This window comes from Colwellia sp. C2M11, from assembly GCF_018860915.1.
Lineage (GTDB): Bacteria > Pseudomonadota > Gammaproteobacteria > Enterobacterales > Alteromonadaceae > Colwellia.
The window spans coordinates 1-19,436 of sequence record NZ_JAHKQD010000048.1 but is presented as its reverse complement, the minus strand read 5'-3'; the positions used below and the strand labels follow the sequence as shown (position 1 = coordinate 19,436).

26 protein-coding genes are annotated in these 19,436 nt (G+C 35.9%); 9 read left to right on the top strand and 17 right to left on the bottom strand.

All coding sequences use genetic code 11. The annotated features are described in order from the left end of the window. Positions 1-10 precede the first annotated feature (10 nt). From KO509_RS14085 to KO509_RS14050, 8 genes are all read left to right on the top strand, one after another. Positions 11-2,176, top strand: a complete 2,166-nt coding sequence (locus KO509_RS14085; RefSeq protein ID WP_215973906.1) for a bifunctional TVP38/TMEM64 family protein/FAD-dependent oxidoreductase — start codon at positions 11-13, stop codon at positions 2,174-2,176. After that, a complete protein-coding gene (locus KO509_RS14080) occupies positions 2,176-3,021 on the top strand; it encodes a DUF547 domain-containing protein (protein WP_252727604.1) in 846 nt (281 codons plus the stop codon). Before KO509_RS14085 ends, KO509_RS14080 begins: the two co-directional genes overlap by 1 nt. Beyond that, positions 3,008-4,393, top strand: a complete 1,386-nt coding sequence (locus KO509_RS14075; protein ID WP_215973905.1) for an ABC transporter substrate-binding protein — start codon at positions 3,008-3,010, stop codon at positions 4,391-4,393. The genes KO509_RS14080 and KO509_RS14075 overlap by 14 nt, the downstream gene beginning before the upstream one ends. Positions 4,394-4,491: 98 nt before the next feature. Then, positions 4,492-6,180 carry an ABC transporter permease subunit gene (locus KO509_RS14070; protein ID WP_215974020.1) on the top strand — a complete coding sequence of 563 codons (1,689 nt, stop codon included), beginning with the start codon at positions 4,492-4,494 and terminating at the stop codon, positions 6,178-6,180. 9 nt (positions 6,181-6,189) lie between these two features. Next, the gene (locus KO509_RS14065) at positions 6,190-6,828 is read left to right on the top strand and encodes an ATP-binding cassette domain-containing protein (RefSeq protein ID WP_215973904.1); all 639 of its coding nucleotides are present in this window, start codon (positions 6,190-6,192) and stop codon (positions 6,826-6,828) included. 32 nt (positions 6,829-6,860) lie between these two features. Further along, a complete protein-coding gene (locus KO509_RS14060; protein WP_215973903.1) occupies positions 6,861-7,559 on the top strand; it encodes a CDP-alcohol phosphatidyltransferase family protein in 699 nt (232 codons plus the stop codon). Next, positions 7,552-8,355: a sterol desaturase family protein gene (locus KO509_RS14055; RefSeq protein ID WP_215973902.1), complete on the top strand. Its 804-nt coding sequence runs from the start codon at positions 7,552-7,554 to the stop codon at positions 8,353-8,355. The genes KO509_RS14060 and KO509_RS14055 overlap by 8 nt, the downstream gene beginning before the upstream one ends. 96 nt (positions 8,356-8,451) lie before the next feature. Continuing rightward, on the top strand, positions 8,452-8,904 hold the full coding sequence (locus KO509_RS14050; RefSeq protein WP_215973901.1) for a hypothetical protein: 453 nt from the start codon (positions 8,452-8,454) through the stop codon (positions 8,902-8,904). Positions 8,905-9,046: 142 nt separating this feature from the next. Here KO509_RS14050 and KO509_RS14045 read toward each other — a convergent pair whose 3' ends face one another. The 17 genes from KO509_RS14045 to KO509_RS13965 all read right to left on the bottom strand — a co-directional run bounded on the left by KO509_RS14045 (position 9,047) and on the right by KO509_RS13965 (position 17,181). Beyond that, a complete protein-coding gene (locus tag KO509_RS14045; protein ID WP_215973900.1) occupies positions 9,047-9,490 on the bottom strand; it encodes a hypothetical protein in 444 nt (147 codons plus the stop codon). A gap of 27 nt (positions 9,491-9,517) precedes the next feature. Then, complete coding sequence (locus KO509_RS14040) at positions 9,518-9,901, bottom strand: TfoX/Sxy family protein (protein ID WP_215973899.1); 384 nt, start codon at positions 9,899-9,901, stop codon at positions 9,518-9,520. A gap of 33 nt (positions 9,902-9,934) precedes the next feature. After that, positions 9,935-10,180 carry a DUF6868 family protein gene (locus KO509_RS14035; protein WP_252727602.1) on the bottom strand — a complete coding sequence of 82 codons (246 nt, stop codon included), beginning with the start codon at positions 10,178-10,180 and terminating at the stop codon, positions 9,935-9,937. A gap of 104 nt (positions 10,181-10,284) precedes the next feature. Continuing rightward, positions 10,285-10,545, bottom strand: coding sequence for a GNAT family N-acetyltransferase (locus KO509_RS14030; RefSeq protein ID WP_215973898.1), 261 nt, complete (start codon positions 10,543-10,545; stop codon positions 10,285-10,287). A 26-nt stretch (positions 10,546-10,571) separates the two neighbouring features. Further along, positions 10,572-10,889 (bottom strand): heavy metal-binding domain-containing protein, encoded by a 318-nt coding sequence (locus KO509_RS14025; protein ID WP_215973897.1) that lies wholly within the window; start codon positions 10,887-10,889, stop codon positions 10,572-10,574. 214 nt (positions 10,890-11,103) lie between these two features. After that, complete coding sequence (locus KO509_RS14020; RefSeq protein WP_215973896.1) at positions 11,104-11,835, bottom strand: SDR family oxidoreductase; 732 nt, start codon at positions 11,833-11,835, stop codon at positions 11,104-11,106. 17 nt (positions 11,836-11,852) lie between these two features. Then, on the bottom strand, positions 11,853-12,305 hold the full coding sequence (locus KO509_RS14015) for a hypothetical protein (protein ID WP_215973895.1): 453 nt from the start codon (positions 12,303-12,305) through the stop codon (positions 11,853-11,855). Positions 12,306-12,387: 82 nt separating this feature from the next. Continuing rightward, positions 12,388-12,774: a DUF2306 domain-containing protein gene (locus KO509_RS14010; RefSeq protein ID WP_215973894.1), complete on the bottom strand. Its 387-nt coding sequence runs from the start codon at positions 12,772-12,774 to the stop codon at positions 12,388-12,390. Between the two features lie 205 nt (positions 12,775-12,979). After that, complete coding sequence (locus tag KO509_RS14005) at positions 12,980-13,399, bottom strand: hypothetical protein (RefSeq protein WP_215973893.1); 420 nt, start codon at positions 13,397-13,399, stop codon at positions 12,980-12,982. Between the two features lie 74 nt (positions 13,400-13,473). Next, entirely contained in the window at positions 13,474-13,644 is a 171-nt protein-coding gene (locus KO509_RS14000; protein ID WP_215973892.1) for a hypothetical protein, read from the bottom strand. An 85-nt stretch (positions 13,645-13,729) separates the two neighbouring features. Then, entirely contained in the window at positions 13,730-14,104 is a 375-nt protein-coding gene (locus KO509_RS13995) for a hypothetical protein (RefSeq protein ID WP_215973891.1), read from the bottom strand. A 34-nt stretch (positions 14,105-14,138) separates the two neighbouring features. Continuing rightward, positions 14,139-14,657: a hypothetical protein gene (locus KO509_RS13990; RefSeq protein ID WP_215973890.1), complete on the bottom strand. Its 519-nt coding sequence runs from the start codon at positions 14,655-14,657 to the stop codon at positions 14,139-14,141. Between the two features lie 134 nt (positions 14,658-14,791). Next, positions 14,792-15,253: a YccF domain-containing protein gene (locus tag KO509_RS13985; RefSeq protein WP_215973889.1), complete on the bottom strand. Its 462-nt coding sequence runs from the start codon at positions 15,251-15,253 to the stop codon at positions 14,792-14,794. Between the two features lie 150 nt (positions 15,254-15,403). Continuing rightward, positions 15,404-15,709, bottom strand: coding sequence for a hypothetical protein (locus tag KO509_RS13980; RefSeq protein ID WP_215973888.1), 306 nt, complete (start codon positions 15,707-15,709; stop codon positions 15,404-15,406). 153 nt (positions 15,710-15,862) lie between these two features. Then, a complete protein-coding gene (locus KO509_RS13975) occupies positions 15,863-16,297 on the bottom strand; it encodes a GNAT family N-acetyltransferase (protein WP_215973887.1) in 435 nt (144 codons plus the stop codon). Between the two features lie 33 nt (positions 16,298-16,330). Beyond that, positions 16,331-16,738 (bottom strand): GFA family protein, encoded by a 408-nt coding sequence (locus KO509_RS13970; RefSeq protein ID WP_215973886.1) that lies wholly within the window; start codon positions 16,736-16,738, stop codon positions 16,331-16,333. A gap of 89 nt (positions 16,739-16,827) precedes the next feature. Further along, entirely contained in the window at positions 16,828-17,181 is a 354-nt protein-coding gene (locus KO509_RS13965; protein ID WP_215973885.1) for a hypothetical protein, read from the bottom strand. A gap of 649 nt (positions 17,182-17,830) precedes the next feature. Here KO509_RS13965 and KO509_RS13960 point away from each other — a divergent pair. Next, a complete protein-coding gene (locus KO509_RS13960; RefSeq protein ID WP_215973884.1) occupies positions 17,831-19,060 on the top strand; it encodes a type III PLP-dependent enzyme in 1,230 nt (409 codons plus the stop codon). Positions 19,061-19,436: the final 376 nt, after the last annotated feature.

The following is a 19,436-nucleotide window of genomic DNA, read 5'->3' as shown; positions in this document are numbered from 1 at the left end:
GCAATACTTTATGTTAAAGAAATTACTCTTATTAATTATAGCGGTTACTTTGGTAGCACTATTCTTTCATTTTGATCTAAACCAACTATTAACGTTAGATGGGCTAAAAGGGTCAATGTCACAATTTAACGAGTGGCGAGAGCAATCACCTTGGTTAGTGATTGGCGGATTTTTTGTTTTATACGTTATTGTAACCGCACTTTCATTACCTGGTGCTGCTATTTTAACACTGGCTGCAGGTGCCTTATTTGGTTTAGTAGAAGGCTTGTTAGTTGCTTCTTTTGCTTCGACTATTGGTGCTACTTTGGCGTTTTTAGTCTCACGTTATTTACTGCGCGATTCTATCAAGCAGAAGTTTCCAGAGCGCTTAGCTGCTATTGATGCCGGTGTAGAAAAAGAAGGTGGTTTTTATTTATTCACATTACGTTTAGTACCCGTATTTCCGTTCTTTCTAATTAACTTATTAATGGGCGTAACTGCAATTAAATCTTGGACTTTTTACTGGGTAAGCCAAGTAGGTATGATCGCAGGAACATTTGTATTTGTTAACGCTGGTACTGAGCTTGCCAAAATAGATAGCTTATCTGGCATTTTATCTTTTAACTTAATTTTATCATTCGCTTTATTAGGAATATTCCCATTTATTGCAAAAGGAATCATCAACGTGTTTAAAAAACGTCGTGTATACAAAAATTATTCAAAACCTAAAAAATTCGACCGCAACATGATTGTTATTGGTGCCGGTGCTGGTGGCTTAGTAACAAGTTATATTGCTGCGGCAGTAAAAGCAAAAGTTACCCTTATTGAAGCGGGAGAGATGGGTGGTGACTGTTTAAATTACGGTTGTGTACCAAGTAAAGCCATTATCAAAAGTGCAAAAATAGCAGAGCAAATTCGTCACGGTGAGCATTACGGTCTAGAAAATGCTACTCCACAGTTTTCATTTAAAAAAGTAATGGCACGTGTTCATAAAGTTATCGCAGATGTTGCACCACACGATAGTGTTGAACGCTACACTAATTTAGGCGTAGAAGTCGTTAAAGGTTACGGTAAGTTAATTGACCCGTGGACTGTTGAAATTAAATTAAATGATGGTGGCACACAAACACTAACAGCTCGTACTATTGTTATTGCGACAGGTGCACGTCCATTTGTTCCGCCTTTACCAGGTATCGAAGAAACAGGTTATGTAACTAGTGATACATTATGGAGCAAGTTTGCTGAATTAGACGAAGCACCTAAAAAGCTTGTTGTGCTTGGTGGCGGTCCAATTGGTAGTGAGTTAGCACAAAGTTTTGCTCGTTTAGGTTCAAATGTTACACAAATCGAAATGGCAGAGCGCATCATGATCAAAGAAGATCTTGAGGTTTCTACATTCGCTCACGAAGCATTAACTGAAAGTGGCGTTAACATTTTAACTTCTCATCAGGCATTACGTTGTGAAGTGCGCGATGGTAAGAAATTCATTATTGTTAAGCGCCTAATCGAAGGAAAGGATAAAGAATTAGAAATTGAGTACGACGAGTTATTATGTGCTGTAGGACGTAGCGCACGTCTTAAAGGTTACGGACTTGAAGAACTAGGTATTGAAACTAATCGTACTGTTGTAACAAATGAATATTTAGAAACTTTATACCCCAATATCTTTGCAGCAGGCGACATTGTTGGTCCATACCAGTTTACCCATGTTGCAGCGCATCAAGGTTGGTACGCAGCAGTTAACGGTTTATTTGGTCATCTTAAAAAGTTTAAAGTGGATTACCGCGTAATTCCCTGGACAACATTTATTGACCCAGAAGTAGCGCGTGTTGGTTTAAACGAACAAGATGCAATTGATAAAGGTATAGATTACGAAATTACTCGCTTTGAATTTGAAGAGCTAGATCGTGCAATAACAGACAGTGCAACTAAAGGTTTTATCAAAGTAATTACGCCTAAGGGTAAAGACAAAATTTTAGGTGTAACGGTGGTCTCTGAACATGCCGGTGATTTAATTGCTGAGTTTGTTTTAGCAATGAAACATGGTTTAGGTCTTAACAAAATTTTAGGCACTATCCATAGTTACCCAACTTGGGCTGAAGGTAATAAGTATGCAGCTGGTGAGTGGAAAAGAGCCCATGCGCCTGAAACTGTTTTAAACTGGCTTGAAAAATATCACACATGGAGAAGAGGCTAATGTTATCTGTATTACAAACAGTTGGACAAACTATGCTTAAGCAGCTGAAACAACCATTAGGCGGTGTTTTAATTGTAGTCAGTGTCTTATTTAGCACTGTTAGTTTTGCGCAAGGTTTACATCAACCTTGGCAAGCATTATTAAGCCAACATGTTAAAAGTATTAATAATGATCATAGTACAGCGGTTGACTATGCTGGATTTAAAAAAGAAGAAGCGAAGTTAAATAGTTATTTAACTTCGCTAAGCAAGATTGATCAAGCTACTTTCGAACAGTGGTCAAATGCAAAACAACTAGCTTTTTTAATTAACGCATACAATGCATGGACAGTGTCATTTATCTTAACTGAATACCCAGATTTAAAATCAATTAAAGATCTAGGAAGCATATTTAGCTCTCCGTGGAGTAAAGAATTTGTTTCCTTATTGGGTAAAAAACGTAGTTTAGATGAAATTGAACATGAATTAATTCGTGGAAGCGGTAATTATCCTGATCCACGTATTCATTTTGCCGTTAATTGTGCCAGCATTGGTTGTCCCGCTTTACGTGGAGAAGCTTATACTGCTGAGGCTCTAGAACAACAGTTACAACAACAAACGATACGTTTTTTAAGTGATGACAGTCGTAACAAATTAACGACCAAAGAATTACAAATTTCATCAATTTTTAAATGGTATGGTGGTGATTTTGAAAAAGGCTTTAGAGGTTCGAATTCATTAACAAGCTTTATACTTTTATATAGCGATGTGTTGAACTTGACAGAAACACAGCAAAAGTTACTAAAGACTAATCAAGTTGATATTGACTTTTTAGACTATAACTGGGACTTGAATGCCGCGCGTTAAAAGCTTGTCATCTCCATTTAGCTATTTTATTACTACCCCAAAGCAATTATTTATTGTTGCTTTGTGGGGAAGTATTTTGTGCGTTTTAGTGAGTGTAACGAGTGTCAATGCAACTGTATCTGATGAAGCTATCCTTCATAAAGTTACACCTAGTGAACCTGTCGTTAGCATAGCATCAACTTTACATTGGCAAAATATTGAGAAAAAAGGTGAAAATCAGCCTGTATATTTTCATGCATGGGGTGGAGACGCTCAAATAAATGCTTATATTCAATGGGTTGCTCAGCAAGTTAAAGCACAGTACCAAATTGATTTACAACACGTAAAACTTAGTGACACCAGCGAAGCTGTGAGTCGTGTACTTGCTGAAAAGTCAGCAAATAATAACACGCAAGGCAATGTCGATTTAGTTTGGATCAACGGTGCTAACTTTTCGACTATGGCTGAACATTCTTTATTATTAAAAGGCTGGGCAGATCAATTACCTAACTTTAAGCTAACCGATCCTGAAAATAATCCTGCCGTTACCCTAGATTTTGGTGTGCCAACTCTGGGGATGGAATCTCCATGGGGACAAGCATCGTTGACCTTTTATTATGATCAACTGGCTACTTCTACACCGCCGCAAAACTTAGGTGAATTATTAACGTGGACAAAACAGCATCCTGGCCGATTTGGCTATCCAAAGCCGCCTGCTTTTTTAGGTTTGAGTTTTTTAAAATATGCTTTGGTGGTTTTGCACCAAGATAGTCTTACTGTTTTAAAAGATAAAAACGTAGATAAACAAAGTGGAGATAGTTATCAAGATCCGCTTTATGCCGCTGCAACATCAGAAAATATCGACGAAGTTTTACAGCCTTTATGGGCTTTTTTAGATGAATTACATCCTAATTTGTGGCGCAAAGGTAAACACTTTATGCAAACAGGTGTTGAAATGCGTCGTTTAGTGGATGATACCGAATTAAGTTTAGCATTTACTTTTTCAGGCCCTGAAATTCCGGCAGCGGTTAAACGTTACGATTTACCGCAAAGTATTCGCAGTTATGCTATGGCCGATGGCAGTTTAAGTAATACACATTTTGTTGGCATTCCTTATAATGCTAGCCATGCCGCAGGTGCACAACTTGTCGCCAACTTTTTATTGAGCCCACAAGCACAAGCTTATAAGCAACAAGCAGAAGTGTGGGGTGATAAAACAGTGCTTATTGCTTCTACGTTAACAGCATCACAACAAAACTTATTTAAAACACAAACACCACATCCAAGTGCTTTAGCTTTTAATAGTATTACACGTACCTTAAGTGAGCCTCACCCAAGTTGGGTTGAAGCTATAACGCAAGGCTGGAAAAAACGTTATGGAGTTACTCCGTGACTGAAATAAACAGCAGTAAAAGTACTATTCAAAAAAGTAAGCAAAAAAATAGCCAAAGCGGCAGTCAGTTAAATCATTCAACTGATTGGTTTACGCGTATGGTTAAATTTAGCCCTAAATTTCTACTGCTATTACTAATTGTGCCTGTATTTGGCGGCTTAATTGGTGTTTTACTTCCCGCTTTTGGTTGGGCACCAGCATTGAGTCAATATGATTTGGGCTTACAGGGCTTCAATGCTCTTTGGCAAACATCAGGTTTTGGCCGGATGATCGGTTTGAGTATTGCAACAGGTTTATTGAGTACGTTACTCGCTTTTGTTGTTACCTTGATGATATTAGGGGCGTTTTTTAATAGTGTGTGGTTAGATCGTATTCAACAAGTTTTAAGTCCTATTCTTGTTATTCCTCATGCCGCGGCTGCCATTGCGGTTGGTTTTTTAATTGCACCATCAGGTATGATTTCTCGTTTATTTTCTCCTTGGCTAAGTGGTTGGGAATTAGCGCCTAATGGAATGTTTCCGCACGATCCATACGGTATTAGTATCATTTTAGGCTTAACCCTTAAAGAGCTACCATTTTTATTATTAATGGCTTTAGGCGCTTTAGCTCAACCTGAATTAGGTAAGAAGTTGCGCCAACAACATAAAGTAGCGCTTAATTTGGGATATTGCCCAATGACAGCTTTTTATAAAGTTGTACTGCCTAGTTTATATCCTTTATTACGTTTACCACTTTTAGCTGTATTAGCTTACGCTAGTTCAAGTGTCGAAATGCCGCTTATATTAGGACCTAATACGCCACCAACACTTGCTGTTGCTATTATGCATTGGTTTAACGATGTTGATTTAAATTTACGTATTAAGGCCTCAGCAGGCGCTTTAATACAACTAGCATTAACAGGTGGTTTGTTAGCATTATGGCTTTTAGGCGAGAAATTGGTTAAATGCTTATTTTGTGAATCACTCACCAACGGTAAACGTGAATACGCTGGCTCTTACTGGCAAAAAGTGACAGGTGCGATAACAATATTAGTTATTAGTTTTATTGGCCTAGCTTTACTTGGTTTAGTGCTTTGGTCAATTGCAGGTTTTTGGCGTTTCCCGTCGGCACTACCTGATTCATTCACCTTATTACACTGGCAAAGTGCTGTAATGCAAATGGGCGAGCCTTTAGTTAATACTCTGGTTATCGGTATAATAACGACATTAATTGCGATTTCATTAACGCTACTTTGCTTAGAATCAGAGCAAATAAAAGGAAAGTTACTGTCACGCTTTACCAGTTTAATTATTTATATTCCTTTGCTTGTGCCTAGTATTGCGTTTTTATTCGGACTTGTTTGGATACAACAATTAATAGCAGTGCAAGTCAGTTTTATTAGCTATATTAATGTGGTGATAGCGCATTTGTTGTTTGTTTTACCCTATGTGTTTTTGTCTTTGGCGAGTAGTTACAGACAATTAGATTCACGTTTTGCTATTGTTGCTGCCAGTTTAGGCACTAAACCTTGTAAAGTGTTCTTAAAAGTAAAACTGCCGCAATTAATTGCACCGATCTTAATTGCGGCAGCATTAGGTTTAGCAATAAGTTTTGGTCAGTACTTACCAACATTATTAGCTGGCGGGGGACGTATAACTACCATTACCACTGAAGCTATCACCCTAGCTAATGGCGCAAGTCGACGTACCAGCGCTGTGTACGCACTTATGCAAATGTTATTACCGCTTATTGGTTTTATATTGGCGTGGGTTTTACCTAAGTTTATTTACAAAGTTGCACATCGTTAAGGTTATTAAATGCAATCATCTTTACATATAAAGAATTTACAATTGTTTCGTCAAAACGAGTTATTACTGAGTTTAAACGAACAAGTTAATGGTGGTGAAATTCTCACACTTATGGGGCCGTCGGGCAGTGGTAAATCAAGTTTACTTAACTGGCTAACGGGCGCTCTTCCATCTGGCTTTCATGCCAATGGAGAAGTGTGGTTAAACGATACTAATATTACTTTTACACCTGCACATCAACGACATGTTGGTGTGCTATATCAAGATGCTTTGTTGTTTTCTCATTTATCAGTGGCAGGTAATATCGCTTTTGCTATGCCGCCGGGTAATAAAAAACAACGTCTTGATAAAATAGAAGCTTCATTAGCGCAAGTTGGTTTGAAAGGTTTAGCTGATCGACACCCTGATAACCTCTCAGGTGGCCAACAAGCGCGAGTTGCATTGCTTCGCGTATTACTAAGTGAACCTAAAGCAATTTTGCTTGATGAGCCTTTTAGCAAACTAGATTCACAACTGCGCGAAGATACTCGTGAATTGGTGTTTGAGCAAATTCGATATCATCAACTGCCTGCAATTATGGTGACCCATGACCATAGTGATGCAGAAGCAGCCGATGGAAAAATTATTACCCTAAGTAAGCTAAGCTAAAGAGTTAGCTTAAATAAAACAGAGTAAGTTTGATGTTAGATAAATATATCACGCCCGTTATAAAGCCTTTGTTAACGCCTGTTGTTAGCTTATTGCACAAACGTAATATCACCGCCGATCAACTGACTTTTTATGGTTTTTTAGTTGGCATGTTAGCCGTACCCTTGTTAGCCTTTCAGTTATGGTATTGGGCACTTGCAGCTATTGTCGTTAATCGTATTTTAGATGGCTTAGACGGCGCGCTTGCTCGTTATGCTAATCAAAGTTCGAGTGCTGGTGGTTTTTTAGATATCACCTTAGACTTTTTATTTTATGCAGCCATTCCATTAGGTTTTATTTTTGCCGATCCTGAATTAAATGGTATCGCAGGGGCTGTCTTACTCGCGACATTTATTGGGACAGGATCAAGCTTTCTCGCTTTTGCTATTGCTGCTGAAAAATTTAAAATTGATAAACCACAATTTAAATATAAAAGCTTTTATTACCTCAATGGTTTAACGGAAGGTACTGAAACTATTGCATTATTTGTTGCTTTTTGTCTATGGCCGCAATCATTCTCATGGTTAGCGCTGTTATTTTCTTTTGCTTGTATGATCACTATTTTTACCCGCATACATGGCGGCTATAACACACTTAAAGAGCAAGAAGCGTCATTACAAGAAAGCGAACTATCATTAGAAAGTAGTTCACACATAAATACTGTTGAAGGTACTGAGGCTAAAAATGACTAACGAAGTTTGGTGGCGTCTTGGTTGTTTTTTTAGTGTACTCATTATTATGATGTTGCTTGAATGGCAAAAACCGGCACGACAATCTCCTCTTAGTAATACTAAGCGCTGGGCGGCTAACTTTGGATTAGTGTTTGCTTCTTCTGTACTTGCGCGTTTAACAATACCTGTTGGTTTAACCGTTATTGCGCTTTATAACATGGATAACGGTATTGGCTTGTTTAATCAAGTTTTCTATACCAATTTAAATTTATCAGATTGGTTAACAATCGTATTAAGTTTATTGATATTAGACGTAGTGATTTATTGGCAACATAGAATGTTCCATGTAGTGCCTATGCTATGGCGTTTACATCGAGTTCACCATGCTGATGCGCATGTAGATACAAGTACAGGGTTACGCTTTCATCCTATTGAAATTGTATTAAGCATTCTTATTAAATTAATTGTGGTAACAGCGTTAGGGATTCCAGCCATAGCGGTATTAATTTTTGAGATCGCTTTAAATGGTTTAGCTTTGTTTAACCATGCCAATATCCGTTTGCCTCAAGTTATCGAGAAACCTTTACGTTTATTATTGATGACACAAATCTTACATCGTATTCATCATAGCCAAGTAGTATCAGAAACAAACAGTAATTATGGTTTCAGTGTGATTTGGTGGGATAGGTTATTTGGTAGCTATAAAGACAGTGCAATTAAAACAGATCAGCAGTTAGATATTGGGCTTAAAGAATTTCCAGTAGATGAAAAAAACACCAGTTTACTGACATTACTTTTTTTGCCCTTTAAAAAATAAAAAAAGACAAATTAAATATAACTTTTTTGAAAGTTATTAAGTGTTATTCGGTCTATTAGTCAGCGAACAAAACTTTTATTTATTTAAGGAATTTATATGTCGAATACCACGCAATCAACTGAAAAAAGAGGATCTTCGCAGTTAGCAAATACTGATCTAGAAGAGAAGTTACAGTGGTCTTTATTTTTATTACGTTTAGGCGTATTTATTGTAATGTTTATCTGGACGATTGATAAATTTGTTAACCCAGGTCATAGCATTCGTATTTTCGAAGGTTTTTATAATATTGCTGGTTTAAGTGAAACAATAGCCTATATTTTAGGTGGTTTGCAGCTTATCTTAGTTATCGCTTTTCTATTTGGTATTAAAAAACGTATTACTTACGGTCTTATTTTTCTTATGCATGCAGGTTCAACATTTTCTGCTTACGAACAATACCTTGATGCATTCAAGCACTTATTATTCTTTGCTGCATGGCCTATGCTTGCTGCTTGTGCTGCTCTTTATTTATTAAGAGACGCTGATACTAAGTTTACAGTAGGAAACTAAACTGACCTCAAAGATCAGTAGTACAATATTCATATCAAATTAACACTGTTAATTTCTAGCTTGTGATATGAAGATGATTTAGTGAAACTAGGACTCGTAAATGCTCCTAGTTTCATTTCAAACTAAGCTTTTTCTAGTAGTATCAAGCTAATACTTTAATCTGATTTAAAGAAGTAACTCTTACATGAGTTTGAAAATAATACTTTGTTGTTTTTCTACCATCCACAGCTAAATGAATTTTTACACGCTTAGCCTCGCCAGTGACTTCAATCGTTTTATTAATAAAGAATATCTCAGGATAAACGCCATACTTTATCGTTAATGCATCAATTAATTTTGGGTGTATAGCGACAGAAATATTCCTTCTATCCCGGTAATTGGTTTCTGTATTTAAAAAGATAACATTATTTTGACTGCCCGCAGCTTTGATTAGGAATTGAAAAGTACCTTTCACACCTCTAGGGGCGTTTTCTTCAGTTAATGCTATTAAGTTCATCACACTGGCTACATCGGTATTTGAATTGACTGTTGATGTTGAACTACATCCGCTAAGTATTAGCATACACACTAAAATTAAATATCTCATTATGTCGACTTTCTCGTTAGGATTTTGTTATTTGTATTCGTGTACTTTATTGATATATGTATTTTCTTTAGGTGCTTTAGGTTGCTTAGGTGGTAAAGAGTCAACGTATGTAATGCAGATATTCACCCAAGATGCTAAATCATCATCAGCTTCAAAGCCATCTGGAAGAACAAAAACCATGCTTTTTATCGGTTTGCCAGTAAAATCCATTTCCTTTGCATAAGGTTGAGATAAGCACTTTTCGTAATTTTCTGGCCCTATACGAGCCATAAGCTTATCACCAATTATTCCACAGCACATGTGTTTAGAAAGTAAGAAACATAAACCGCCAAACATTCTTTTTACCACTAGATCTTGACGATCTTGTAAGTGTTCCAAAAGTCTTTCTTCTAAACCGCGATCAAATGCCATAATCAACTAATAATTTTTATGTGGGAGTTGGTATTAAGCCATTATTTTTAATGCGATATATGGCGAAAAATTCAGTAGTAGAATTGCTATTTTATAATTACCTAAATATTTAAAATATAGCGAAGGTAGCTCTGCTGGATTCATGCCCATCAGTTTACTATGAAGATTCGTAGTAAAGCTTTTAAACACCATAATGAATAATGCTGAAAATGTGTAAACACTCATATTAATTAAAGTGCACCACCCGAAAAAAGTAGTTATTTCAGTAATGTTCATCATTTATTATCTCCATAAATATTATCGTAATCACCGTTAATTGGGTTACTGGTTTCAGTCAAGTTTACATAATCTGATAGTACAAAATTTGTCGCGTTTCTTTGTCTTTACTCGAGGCCAATATCCATGATTGAAAAATGATGGCTAGCAATAGTAAATCTTTCACGTCGATAAAACCTATGTGCGGGAAATCGTTGAACACCTGAATCTAAGTGCAGATGCTGACAACCTATTTCTTGCGCATATTCTTTAAACCAGTTAATTAAGAAGGTTCCAGCGCCAGTTGAACGATGAGCATCACTTGTAACAAGATCATCAATATAAATATATTTATACCAAGCGAGATTTTCACCTACATTAAAGAGCAATACTAAGGCATGAAAAAGTCATAATATTATTTTTTTAATTTAACGGCTGTTCCAAAAACCATAATTTCAGATGAACCATCCATTATTGCACTTGTGGTAAAGCGAATGCCAACAATGGCATCAGCTTCTTTTTCCTGAGCACTTACAATAAGACGTTGAATTGCTGTATCTCGTGCGTCAGTTAACATCTCTGTGTAACCGCGTATTTCACCACCAATAATATTTTTTAAGCCAGCCATAATGTCACGACCAATATGCTTTGCTTGGACGACATTACCGGTAACGACTCCAACAATTTCTGCTATTTCTTTTCCTGGGATAAACTCAGTGGTTGAATAAATCATATAATTTCCTTAAAACATAATGATGATGAAGAATAACTCATTTATTATGAATTATCCGTGAAATAGGTGTACTTAATATATTACCTGTATCTAAATCATGTCTGTAGGAGTATAAAAATACTTTTTGCTTTGGCTGAATGAGCCTTTACTTGCTCAATGTTGAATAATTAAGTAATAGACTATTCTTTGAACTGGGTAATGCTCAGCTATAAAGCTATTTGCCACCAGCTATATCAATAAATGAGCCGGTAATAAATGAAGCTTCATTTGATAATAAAAAAGCGATAGCAGCCGCTACTTCTTCAGGCTTACCACCCCGCTGTAATGGTATTGATGATTTAACGCGTTCTACTCTATTCACTTCACCACCATCGGCGTGCATTTCTGTATAAATAAACCCTGGCCTCACACAGTTTACACGAATATTTTTATTTGCAACTTCAAGAGATAATCCCGTGGTTAAAGTATCAATCGCGCCTTTTGACGCTGCATAATCAACATATTCCGCAGGAGAGCCTAACCTCGCAGCCGCAGAGGATACATTAACTATTGCACCACCTTCTACCATTCTATTTATCGCTTCTCTGCAGCATAAAAAGTAACTTGTGACATTAGTCGTTAATACTTTATTAATTCTTTCTGCTGTCATTGCTGATATCGGCATTTGTGGAAATAAAATCCCAGCGTTATTAACCAAGTGTGTAATTTTACCCAATGATTGATCAATTGTATTAAAAAGACGAATAACATCCTTTTCTTGAGATACATCTGCTTGTACGGCAATAGCAACACCGCCATTGTCATTTATTTCAGCGACAACTTTATTTGCTTCAATTTCATTTGAAATATAATTTACGCAAACAGCATAACCTTGTATGGCTAAATGTTTAGATGTTGCAGCACCGATACCTCTGCTACCGCCTGTAACTAAAACGATTGGTTTCATGAATGCTCCGTTTAAAGTTATAGCTGGGCACTTTCGCTACTAAAGTGTGACCATACTTGAAAAGTACCAATGGCATACAATAGGCCAATAGTGAAAGTAATACCTGAGCTAACTAGCCAAAATGTTAAACTGTTTTCTGGAAACATGGGCATTATACTGACGAATGCCAGACTACGGATTAAGTATATGGCAGAGATTAAAACTAAGCCTAAACGAAGAAATGGCATTTTAAAAATTACTCGTGCACCTGATAGGGCATACAGAGACCAAACTGACAGTATAAGAACAATGACTAACGTGACTACAGTTGGATACCAATGACCATTTTCAGCCATTCTTGCCATTTGCTCCCCAGCACCAAAAAAGCGATACCAATTACCACCAAATATAATGCAGCCTAAATGAACTAGAGCGGCAAGAGCGCTGCATATCGAACCAATGATTAAAAATTTATTCTTATCGGTGCACACAATGTTTCCTTTAAAGCCTAATAGCTCATTAAGAGCCAATAACCTTTCTTTTAAATGGCTTATCTAATGGTTAATACACTCATTAGGTAAAAAGCCAAGTATTTAATAGCCTGCCAGGCATTAAAGCAAAAGTACCTGCCACTAATATGCCACCACAATACAGTATGATCATGCTTCGCTTATGACCACGAATATTTCCTTTTTTTATATAAAAATATGCAGCTGGAACTGCATACAATGTCAATAGACTAAGTAAGTGAATATAACCGAAATGGTTTAAAAAAGTTGAACCGAGTTGAGCTGGCATAAAGAGTGATATAATGGCCGTAATTAACATAAGTACCATATATATTTTACCTAGAGCTTTATGTTTAGGTGTTCCTTTGCGTTTAAGAAGTAAATAAGTTCCTATTATGAATGCAGGGACAACCGTTAATAAATGTAAGTAAGTTAAGTGAATATACCCCATTTCGTTTTTAATTTCCTTTTGAGTTTAAATAAAGCTTGTAGAATCAGCTAATGTATTGTTAAAAGTTAATAATACAATGAGTTAGAGTAAGCGACTAAGGAGTAAAAGCCAACTATTTTGTACCGATTTAAACTTACTATTGGATGAGTTTTGTCAGCCTAGCTCCATTTTCTTAATCGAATGGAGATAACAATACCTACAAGCTTTAGTGCTTAATTTTCTTCAATAGATGATTATCTTCTGTTTGTACTACTTGTTCTGCATGTCTTTTGATAGCAATTAACCAACCAATAATTAAGCAAGTGAGCATTGTTAATATATGTGGAAAATACAGATTTATATTACCATCCATCATAAGAAATAAATTGAGTTGGGCAATCACAAAGCTCGCAATAACTGAAAAAAAGAAATTAAGTTTTGAAAAATACGCGACAGAATAGGATAAAAGAATAGCCAATACGCCAAAACCTAAAAATTGTACAACTAAGATATCCCAGACCCACATAAACTTGATAAAGTTAGCTGGCATCGAAAATGCTGAAGTGTAACCCGTAAGATAAGCGCCTAGGTAGCCTAAGATCAACCCTGCAACCACAGAAGATAAAGTGCTTTTAGTCAAGTGCATGTTACATACCCTTGTATGAACCAGACTGTAATCAGTGTAAAAATAGAGTTAATTGTATTTCAGTCTATTGAGTTTTATTTTTTTAATGTACGTTTTTCAATTATACCTAAAGTTAAAAATATTATAGATGAAATTAGAAATACCCCTGAACCCCAAAAGTCTTGTTCAATAACATTGTAAATTAAACCTAACAACATAATAAATGAAGCACTTAAGTAATATTTAGAGGATGGTTTACTTTTCATTCATTCTTTCCTTAACTTGATAACTTATATACGTAGAGTCGATACTATTAACACTCTTATACTGAATAATACCAGTGTCAAATAACTATTTCACAACACTTTTCCCTTGTTGGCTGTCCAATTTTTTATACCACTTAACTGCTATATCTCCAAATAAAATTAGAAAGCCAGTACTTAAATATCCCATAAATAATACCAAAGTAATTGGGGGTATTTTTAAATCAAACGCCGTTGCGATAATCAACAAGATATTAGCCAAAATACCAGAAACAAAAATAGTTATACTTACCGAACTTGCATTTTTTACGCGTTCAGCAGAAGATTGAAGTGATAACAAGGCAACCACAAACCAATGATAGTTTGTATAAATCTCTTCCTTAGTGATAAGAATGAAAATCATTGTTACGATAAAGCTGAGAATTGGTAACAAGGCCACTAAATTCAAAAATTTACTCATCATTGCCTCGGGTGCTAATACTTAATGAGCAGATTGTTTATTGTAGAAATATTTCGTCATCATCGATATAACAAGCTTTTACAGGGGAAGGGGTATTACTCTTATCAATGAGCCAGCATTCTTCGTAAATAGAACAATAACAAAGTTCTATTTTTATTTGAGTATCTGCTTTTAGAAGGTCTTTTACCTTCTCACCTTTATATGAAACTGGAGTAACACCTTTTTGAGGTGATAAGGTCCGATTGCTAATATGCGACTGTATAATATTCTGAAAAGCCTCTATTTCGCTCCAAGTCTTTATATATTTAGTACCATATTTAATTTTTGCATATTTAATTAAAGCAGGGCCAGTACCATTATTACTTACGCCGTAACTAAAGGATGAATTAGGGTTAACGCTTCTGAATATTTCTAATCTAGGCCATACGGATGATTTCGCATATTCACGATCGATATATGCTGAATATATCGAAGTGAAAGCGGTGACTAAACCAATTAGCAGTGCCGATAAGGCAACTATCATGTCGGGGCTTTTATACCACTTAATACTATCCATAACTTATTACTCTTTAACTAATCTAATACTGGGGAAATAAGGGGCCAATTAACGGCAGGTTTAACGGCAAAAATTGTTGGTTAGCATGGTAAATAAAGTGCAATAACCAACAATATTTTCTGTAGTAAATTTGACTATTTGTTTGATCTTAAATTTGCAACTTCAACTTCTGCATTAGCATTACGAGCCGCAGCTGCAACCTCTTTCGTTACAACAGTTTTACCTATTGGTGAAAGTGAGATACCCGCAAGTTTCAAATGTTGTAAAGAAAATGGGATACCTATAATGGTAATAAAACAAGCTATAGCGGAAAAGACATGGCCTAAAGCTAACCAAAAGCCAGCAAAAATAAACCAAATAATATTACCTAACATTCCCAAACCACCAGTACCAATGTCTTCGGATTGTGTTAATTCATTACGAGCGATGGCTTCTTTACCAAAAGGAAAAAAAGAAAAGCCAGCCATAACAAAACAAGCGCGTCCCCAAGGAATACCTACAATACTAAGAAAGGCTATAAGCCCAAAAAAGCACCAAGCCAAACCCATAATTACGCCACCGAATATAAACCAAATTAAATTGCCAATTGTTCTCATTTTACTTCCTTATATTAAATTACAATAGTTGATTGATAACCTAAACAAATAGCCCTTCGTTAAGTGGCAACTTATATAGTGGTTAAAATAAGCGACGCAGCAACAAAAGCCAACTGTTTTTTGTCCCTGCTTAATTTTTTGAACTATAGACTACAGTATATATGCCATTATTAATTGCAAAATAGCTATGCTGCCCATGAGATACATAACCAATTTTCTAACTTTCAAAAACCTGACAACTTTATCATCAGAAATAGTAGCGAAAAAACCGCTCTTAAGTGACGCTGATAAATTAGCGTTTGTCACTGATCCTTTCGCTTCTCCCATAGCGTTTTCGGATAGTTTTTCCCACTCTTCTGGATAAGTTGAAGATAAATATTTACACATATCTTTGAATAACTTGATTTGAATAATAACAAGTAAAAAAATGATGCCTAATGGAATAAAATTATTCATGTACTTGAGTCTCCTGTACATATAACGTCTTGTTAAAAGAATGATGCGATATTATAAAAGCGTTTTAGGGGGAGTGTAATAGTTTGCTAAAATGTGAAACGAAATAGCATTTGGCAAATTGTGACGAGTCAGGCTTGAAACTCTTACTAGGTTCTAAATGCTAATAATTGCAAGCATATCGTCATTATCTTCATCCATGCCTACTTCTTTAAAGCCAAAGCTAGAATAAAAATTTTTGGCTACAGGGTTTTGTGGGCTGTAGCTAATTTCAATTTCTTTAAGATCTTTAACCTTTTTTATTTCATTAAGTGCTAAGTGTAATGCTCTACGGCCTAGCCCTTGATTCTGAAATTGTTTATCAATCATAAAGCGCCAAATTGATATTTTGTTTGATGTTTCTTGTACCCACATAAAAAAACCAACAACTTCGCCATCAGAGCATATCGCACGGGTCACATACCCCTCATAAAAAGATTCGACTAGAGACCATGTGTTTTCTGAAACAAACTCTTCTTGCTCTTTACTGACTTCAAGATCGCAAACCCGTTCATAGTTTTCTTTTGTTACAGGATGAAGTGATACTTCCATTGGTACTCCTTCTAAAATTGGCTAGTTAAAAATTTATTTGCGACTAGGCTCAAATGAATCATATCTTGGTAGCTTAGCATCTAATTCTTCCCAGTTTGCTTTTGACGAGACAAAATTATGAGATATAGGCCTTTCAGTAATATCTGAATCAAGAATTCCTAGCCTTATTCGATAACGGGTAGGATCTTGTTCATTAGAACTGTAAACAGGAGAACCACAGTTAGTGCAAAAATGCCTATTTCGGCCAGGTTTAAAAGAGAATGTACTTAAATTATTTTTACCTGAAGCAATCTCAAATTCAGCAGCGTTTATAAAGCCGTTAGTAGCAAAAGCAGTACCGCTATTTTTTCTACACAAAGAGCAATGGCAGTGGATGATATCACTAATTTCACCTTTAATTCTTATTTCAACTTCACCGCATAAACACTTTCCAAGGTACATAGTTTGATATTACTCCATTGATCTAATACCACATTAAGAGGTAAATTATAGTTGTTTAAAATAAGTGATTAAGGAGCAAAAACCAATAGTTATTTGTTTTTTTCAACTACGTGATATATGCCTTGATGTTTAACGTTTATTAACTCGACTTTTTTCAATGCCCACCTACCAATAGCTATACTCATTAATATTCTGACAGGGAAATAAATCAAAGCCGGAATACCAAACAACCATATTGCAATCTCTTTTGGCATAACGAGAAATGCTACTTGTTTTACCCAATATATAAATTCTACGTATTGCTTTAAAAAAGCATCTAATGAAAGGTAAAAGATAGTGATATCTGAGTTACTAATAACCCATAAAGCATAAAGGCCAAGGGCTCCATCAACAAAGCTACTAAGAAATGATGACCAAGCTATAAAAAGAAGAAAGATTCTCATTAAATTAATCTTTATGGATCGTATAACGGCTCGTTAACATAAACGACTAAGGCGAAAAAGCCAATAGTTTTTTATTTTAACAACTTATGGTTCGGCCAACCTATTTATTCATCGATTAATTTACTATAGATGATAAGTTTTATCTGTATCTGTTAGTTACGAGTGTTGGAACTAACCAGGTTAATTATGTCAAAGTAGATGTGCAAAAAACATAGTGTTTGTGAACGTTGCTCAAATTTATTTGGATTATCAGATTAGTATAAAAATAAAACGTCAATGATTTAAATGCTTTATAGCTAATCCTATATCATAACTAAAAGCCTAAGCTTTTAGTTATGATATACAAGGAGTTAAACAAATAAAGAGTAAGCCATTGATGAATATTATTGATTGATTCTTACGCTAATTTATTTTTTTAAAATAAATGTTGCACAAATTTAAAACTCACATTATTATCTCGCCGCTTCTTGATGATAGCCAATCCGAGTACATTACAAACTTAGTTTGTAGCAAGGCAATGAGCAACTATCCAAGAGTGAACTTGACTGTGCACAAGCACTATTGATATCACTTAACCGACTCGTAGATAAACCTTATTCGAGCGGTTTTTTAGAACGTAATTAATGCGTTCTTTTACTCGGAGAATACCATGGCTTTATCAACAAAATTAGAAGGCTTTCAAATCAAAGTACCTGCAGTTACGGCTGCGGCTAACGAAAGCGAATGCTTTACTTATACGCAACCGACCAATCAAGAAATTGAGCAACTAGCAGCACAATATGGTGCGCCTTTAATGGTGCTTGATTGCGAAGCTATTCGTCGCCAATACCATGCACTTAAAAATGCACTACCGAGCGTAACCTTACACTTTGCATTAAAACCTTTACCATTAGCAGCGGTGGTGCGCACGTTATTAACCGAAGGCGCAAGCTTTGATCTTGCCACCAGTGGCGAAATTGATTTAGTTGCAGGTGAGGGCGTACCAAGTGAGCGCACTATTCACACGCACCCTATTAAACGCGATAGCGACATTCGCCATGCATTAGCTTATGGTTGTACTGTGTTTGTGGTCGATAATATTAACGAACTAGAAAAATTTGTTGCTTACAAAGATCAAGCCGAAATTTTAGTACGTTTAAGTTTTCGAAATAAAGATGCATTTGCTGATTTATCTAAAAAGTTTGGCTGTAGCCCTGAAATGGCGATCGAAATCATTACCTATGCACAACAGTTAGGTATTAGAATTAAAGGATTATCGTTTCATGTTGGATCGCAATCGCCAAACCCAACTAAATACGTCGATGCAATAAACGCCTGTGCGAAAATAGTTCTACAGGTAAATGAATTGGGGTTACCTGCATTGAGCACATTAGATATAGGCGGTGGTTTTCCTGTACCTTACAGCGCTGATGTATTACCAATTGATGTATTTTGCGCGCCAATTAACGCTGCTCTTGCTCAATTGCCAGAAACCATGCAAATACTTGCTGAGCCAGGCCGCTTTATTGTTGCAAGTTGTGTAACCAGTGTGGCATCTATAATGGGGCAAGCGGAACGAGAAGGTAAAACATGGTACTACTTAGATGACGGTATTTACGGATCATTCAGCGGTTTAATGTTTGATGAAGCGGCATATCCAATCGACAGTGTAAAACAAGATTTCACGCGTTTTGAATCTGTACTTGCAGGTCCAACATGTGACAGTATTGATGTAGTAAGCGAATCGATTATGCTACCTAAACTAAATAATGGCGATTTAATTGTTAGCCGTATGATGGGGGCTTATACTCTAGCGACCGCTACCGACTTTAACTTTTTTAAACGCGCAGAAGTTGTGGTATTAAATGAACAACTGCACAAGCAAGAATTAACGGGCTAAAAGCCTAGCTGAAGTGTCTTAAAAAGGAGGAATTATGGAGGAATTATGGGACACCCAAGCTTTGATTCTAGCTGAAGTGGGAATTATGGGAAAAAGAGGAATTATGGGACACCCAAGCTTTGATTACCTAAGTTAATTTTTGTATTCTTTCTGTTATTTTAATGGAGGAATTATTATAGGAATTATGGGACACCCAAGCTTTGATTACCTAAGTTAATTTTTGTATTCTTTCTGTTATTTTAATCATACAAAACATAACTAAACAATCATTATAGATTTATTTTCTTAAATCATACTTTGCTGAGTCATTTTACTGAATTTCAGGCAGCACAAAAGAATTATGTTAGAGAGATAGTAATCAAGATTCTACGAGTGG